Raw genomic sequence first — 4840 nt, 5'->3', positions numbered from 1 at the left:
TATCGACCCCACAACGTATAGACTGTTCCATGCGACTTCCCCTCACTTGTGACTGATTGATTCAACACTCTCAGTGTGGCACATCGATGCCGGATAGTGAGGGGAGTCCATGTTATTGCGTCAGCCACGCTCACTGCATGCGCTGGACCTTAAAGCCGTGGCTCGACTTTAGCGCTAAATTTGGGCGCAATAGAGTCATTTACGCAGAGCCCGTGGGCGTTTTTGAAAAAGAAGCCAAACTTGTTTTCGGTAAGTCACGTTTTGTAAGTAATTGATTGTATATTTCACATTTTTAATATTAACATGTGTCCCTCGTAAAAACATAAATGTAACTATTTTGCTTTCAGGGGTGTTAATTTAAATGAAGCCGCTAATAATAAAAAAAATGGCAAGCCTATTGCTGTTGAGCTTGCTGGCAGGCTGTGCCACTACACCTATTCATACCACTAAAATTGACAGAAATGCCCCGCTAACCACTGGCCATGGTGTCGTGGCTGTGCAGGTTGTCAATAATACCAGTCGGTTATCAAACCATCATAAAAACTGGACCGAAGTTATTGCTGTGCGGCTGGATAATATGGAACAGCTAAAAAATGCGGCGTTAGAGGCCGCCCGGCTAAAAGCTCAGGCTGAAAAAAAGCGCTTTGATCCTGACAAGGTTGATTGGTCTCCGGACATGTATACGTTAAGTCCTTCCACCGAAGGGGTTGTTAGTAGCCAGCTGTTCGTGGGGAGTATGCCAGATGGTGAATATATTATTTCTGTACTGCATGCCTTTTATAGTGACGGCAATATGTCATCCTGGATCAACATGCCTGTGCGCAGAGCCGCCGGTACTTTTAAGGTCGAACAAGGCCGCTTAAGCAATTTAGGCACGCTCATTTTCCAACCCTTACTAAATGTACGCTCAGAAAGCTTTTGGTCTATAGCCGCTTCACAACGGGCTTTTGTTACCCGCCTGCCTGAAGAGGATTTACAGCGCTTTGTTATTGAAAAATATCCAAATTTGCAGCCTGGTTTAAATCTTGACATGGAGCTGAGCTGGCAAGAGGATGCGTTTCAATCCCTGCGGCAGACATTAGCAGAACAAGCCAGACAAAATGCCTGGGGTGATATCAGCCTGCCACTAGCTCATCAGGGGCAAGGTGCCATGATGTCACGTTTTGGTATCCTGCATTTTCAGGATAAGGCCGGCAATTGGCAGGAATTTAATTTACCAACTAATGCACAATTGACATCGGTTGTTGATGCCAGCGAATGGATAGCCGTGGGCGCTGAGCGTGGGCAATTATTTGTTGCTGCTTCCCCCTCAGACGACTGGCAACGTTATAATCCGGTCAGTTCTGCTGAGGCGATTGTCTGGTTACGTCAGGGCAGGGATAGTTACTATGCTATGACGCAATCGTCAGCTGCTTATACCCTTTACAGCTTCAGCCAGCCTACAGAAAACTGGCAAAAAATTGGCCAGGTTACCCGTCGCCCAGCAAGTTTTTTACGAGCGGCTGGAGGTGTTTTTGCCACTATTGATCAAGCCGGGCAGTTGCAGGTTTTTAACGATATTGAGCTACATAGCTACCAACCAGATAGCAGGACCTGGCAGCAACAAAAATCGCAGGCCTTTGTAAACTTATCACAGCAACGTGATGGCACCTTGCTGGGATTGGCGGTCAGTCAGTGGGATGGTATCGGCGATCAGCTAATTAGCACTGATTTCGGTATGAGCTGGACGCCGTTAAAACGCAGTTTGGGTTTCTTTGGTGATAGAAGTGTTGAAGCCAGCTTACCGGCAAAATTAGCCGATGGACGTTTAGTGACCGTCAGCCGCGAGCGTGTTCAGGCGCAAGCGAGTAGTAACTTACACCTGAATGTGTCGCAAGGCGACGATGTAAATGTGAAGAGCAACTGGAAAACCATGGGGCAGGTACCTGATGGCTGCACTAGCCTTTTGCCTGAGCTTACTTTGCAACACACGGTTTATATGTTGTGTCATGAAGGTGATGTGGTTCGAACAGCTGATTTGGGAAAAACCTGGGAAAAAATTATAGATATTGATATTCCTGCTTTGCAACAAAGCTACGATGCCTTACTGCAGGCGCTGCAAGAGTAGCAGTAAAATAGCCTCAGCCCTGCTCAATCTAAATCGGCATTATTGTTCGCTTTAGATTGAGCGCTGCCTTCGCCTTTGCTATACTTTGCTCCCGTCCTGATACCAAACTTTCAATCTGTGTAAGCAGCCGTTATTTATTATGATAACCGGCCATTACCTTATTGTTTTTATTGGTTATATCAATTTATCAATAGCGTCTCTGGGGTCATATGACGACAAGATATATCTTTGTGACGGGTGGGGTTGTCTCATCTTTAGGTAAAGGCATTGCTGCTGCTTCACTGGCTGCCATTTTAGAAGCACGTGGTCTTAAGGTGACTATCTTAAAATTGGACCCTTATATCAACGTTGACCCCGGCACTATGAGCCCCATTCAGCATGGTGAAGTCTATGTGACCGAAGATGGCGCTGAGACCGATTTGGATTTAGGCCATTATGAGCGCTTTATCCGCACCAAGATGACCAAGCTGAATAACTTTACCCAGGGTCGTATTTATGCCGATGTATTGCGCCGCGAGCGCCGTGGCGATTACCTGGGGGCTACTATTCAGGTTATTCCACATATTACCAACGAAATTAAATCACGGGTGGTAAAGGGCGCTGAAGGCTACGATATTGCTATTGTAGAAATTGGCGGCACTGTCGGTGATATCGAATCACTGCCATTTTTAGAAGCTATCCGTCAGCTGGGTACTGAAGTGGGCCGCGAGCGCACCTTATATATGCACCTGACGCTGGTGCCTTACCTGGGCACTGCCGGTGAAATTAAAACCAAGCCTACCCAGCATTCAGTAAAAGAGCTGCGTTCTATCGGTATTCAACCAGATATCCTGGTGTGCCGTTCTGACCGGCCTATTCCGTCGAACGAGCGGGCCAAAATTGCCCTGTTTACTAACGTTGAAGAAAAAGCCGTTATCTCATTAAAAGACGTGTCCAGTATTTACCAAATTCCGGCGCTGTTAAAATCGCAAGGGCTGGATGATCTCGTCTGCCGGCGTTTTCACCTGGATGCGCCGGCTGCCGATTTGGCAGAGTGGGAGCAGGTGTTGTATCAGGAGTCTAACCCAACCGGCGAGATTACCATTGGTATGGTCGGTAAATATGTTGAGCTGCCTGATGCCTATAAGTCGGTGAACGAAGCCCTGGGCCATGCCGGTCTGAAAAACCGGGTGAGCGTACATATTAAATATATTGATTCACAAGATGTTGAAAGCAAAGGCGTCGGCGTGTTAGCCGGGCTGGATGGTATTTTAGTCCCTGGCGGCTTTGGTGAGCGTGGTATTGAAGGCAAAATTTTGGCTGCGCAATATGCCCGTGAGCAACGCATACCGTATTTAGGTATTTGCTTGGGTATGCAGGTGGCGTTAATTGAATATGCCCGTAATGTCGCCGGTATGGCGGGGGCGCATTCTACCGAATTTAACAAAGCCACCCCTTATCCGGTGGTAGGATTGATTACCGAATGGCGTGATGCCGATGGCTCAGTGGAAGTACGTAATGACAGTTCAGATCTGGGTGGCACCATGCGCCTGGGCAGCCAAAACTGTAATCTGATTGCCAATACCAAAGCCCGTGACATTTATGGTAAAGCGGTGATACAGGAGCGGCATCGTCACCGCTACGAAGTGAATAACCACTTACGGCCACAATTAGAAGAGGCGGGCTTAGTGGTGTCGGGCTTATCAGCCGATAATCAACTGGTGGAAATGATTGAAATACCGTCGCACCCATTTTTTGTGGCGGGGCAGTTCCATCCGGAGTTTAATTCGACACCACGTGATGGTCATCCGCTGTTTCAGGCTTTTGTCGGTGCCGCCTTTCAAGCGCAAAAACAGCAGCGCGTATAACAATAGTAAGCCGGGCTTTTTGCGCGGCTTTTTTGATTTAGCACAGGGGATTTAACGCATGTCTGAGATAGTAAAAATTATCGCCCGCGAAATTATGGATTCACGCGGCAACCCAACAGTAGAAGCCGATGTGTATTTAGCCAGCGGTGCCATGGGCCGTGGTTGTGCGCCATCTGGTGCCTCTACCGGTTCGCGTGAAGCCTTAGAGCTGCGCGACGGTGACAAAGGCCGTTACTTAGGTAAAGGCGTAACCAAAGCCGTTGCCAATATTGATGGCGCCATACAGGCGGCACTGAAAGGCAAAAATGCCTATAACCAGGCAGAAATAGATCAGATCATGATCGACTTAGACGGCACTGAGACTAAAAGCGCTCTGGGTGCCAATGCCATACTGGCCGTATCCTTAGCGGTTGCCCGCGCTGCCGCTGCAGATAAAAAGATCCCGCTGTATCAGCATATTGCTGATTTAAACTGCACCCCTGGCCAGTATTCTATGCCAGTGCCGATGATGAACATCATCAATGGTGGCGAGCATGCAGATAACAACGTAGATATTCAGGAGTTTATGGTACAGCCGGTTGGCGCCAAAACCTTTGCTGAAGCCCTGCGCATGGGTGCAGAGATTTTCCACAGCCTGAAAAAAGAATTGCAAAAGCGTGGCCTGAACACCGCTGTCGGTGATGAAGGTGGTTTTGCTCCAGATTTAAAATCGAATGAAGAAGCCTTAACGGTGATCGTTGAAGCAGTAAAAGCGGCCGGCTATCAGATGGACAAAGACATCACGCTGGCACTGGACTGTGCGGCCACTGAGTTTTACAAAGATGGCAAATATGTATTAGGTGGTGAGAATAAGAGCTTTGATTCTTATGGCTTTAACGACTACCTG

General features: G+C 47.9%; 3 protein-coding genes. All 3 read left to right on the top strand.

Annotated elements, in window-relative coordinates; all coding sequences use genetic code 11:
- Positions 1–361: 361 nt before the first annotated feature.
- Positions 362–2107 (top strand): hypothetical protein, encoded by a 1746-nt coding sequence (locus V7D78_RS15965; RefSeq protein ID WP_333609449.1) that lies wholly within the window; start codon positions 362–364, stop codon positions 2105–2107.
- Positions 2108–2316: 209 nt separating this feature from the next.
- The gene (locus V7D78_RS15960; protein ID WP_333609448.1) at positions 2317–3954 is read left to right on the top strand and encodes a CTP synthase; all 1638 of its coding nucleotides are present in this window, start codon (positions 2317–2319) and stop codon (positions 3952–3954) included.
- A 58-nt stretch (positions 3955–4012) separates the two neighbouring features.
- A partial coding sequence (eno, locus tag V7D78_RS15955) for a phosphopyruvate hydratase (RefSeq protein ID WP_442886666.1) occupies positions 4013–4840 on the top strand: 828 nt, incomplete at its 3' end.

The sequence above is a fragment of the Arsukibacterium sp. genome (genome assembly GCF_036735525.1).
Lineage (GTDB): Bacteria > Pseudomonadota > Gammaproteobacteria > Enterobacterales > Alteromonadaceae > Alishewanella.
This window is presented reverse-complemented; position numbering and strand designations above follow the sequence as displayed.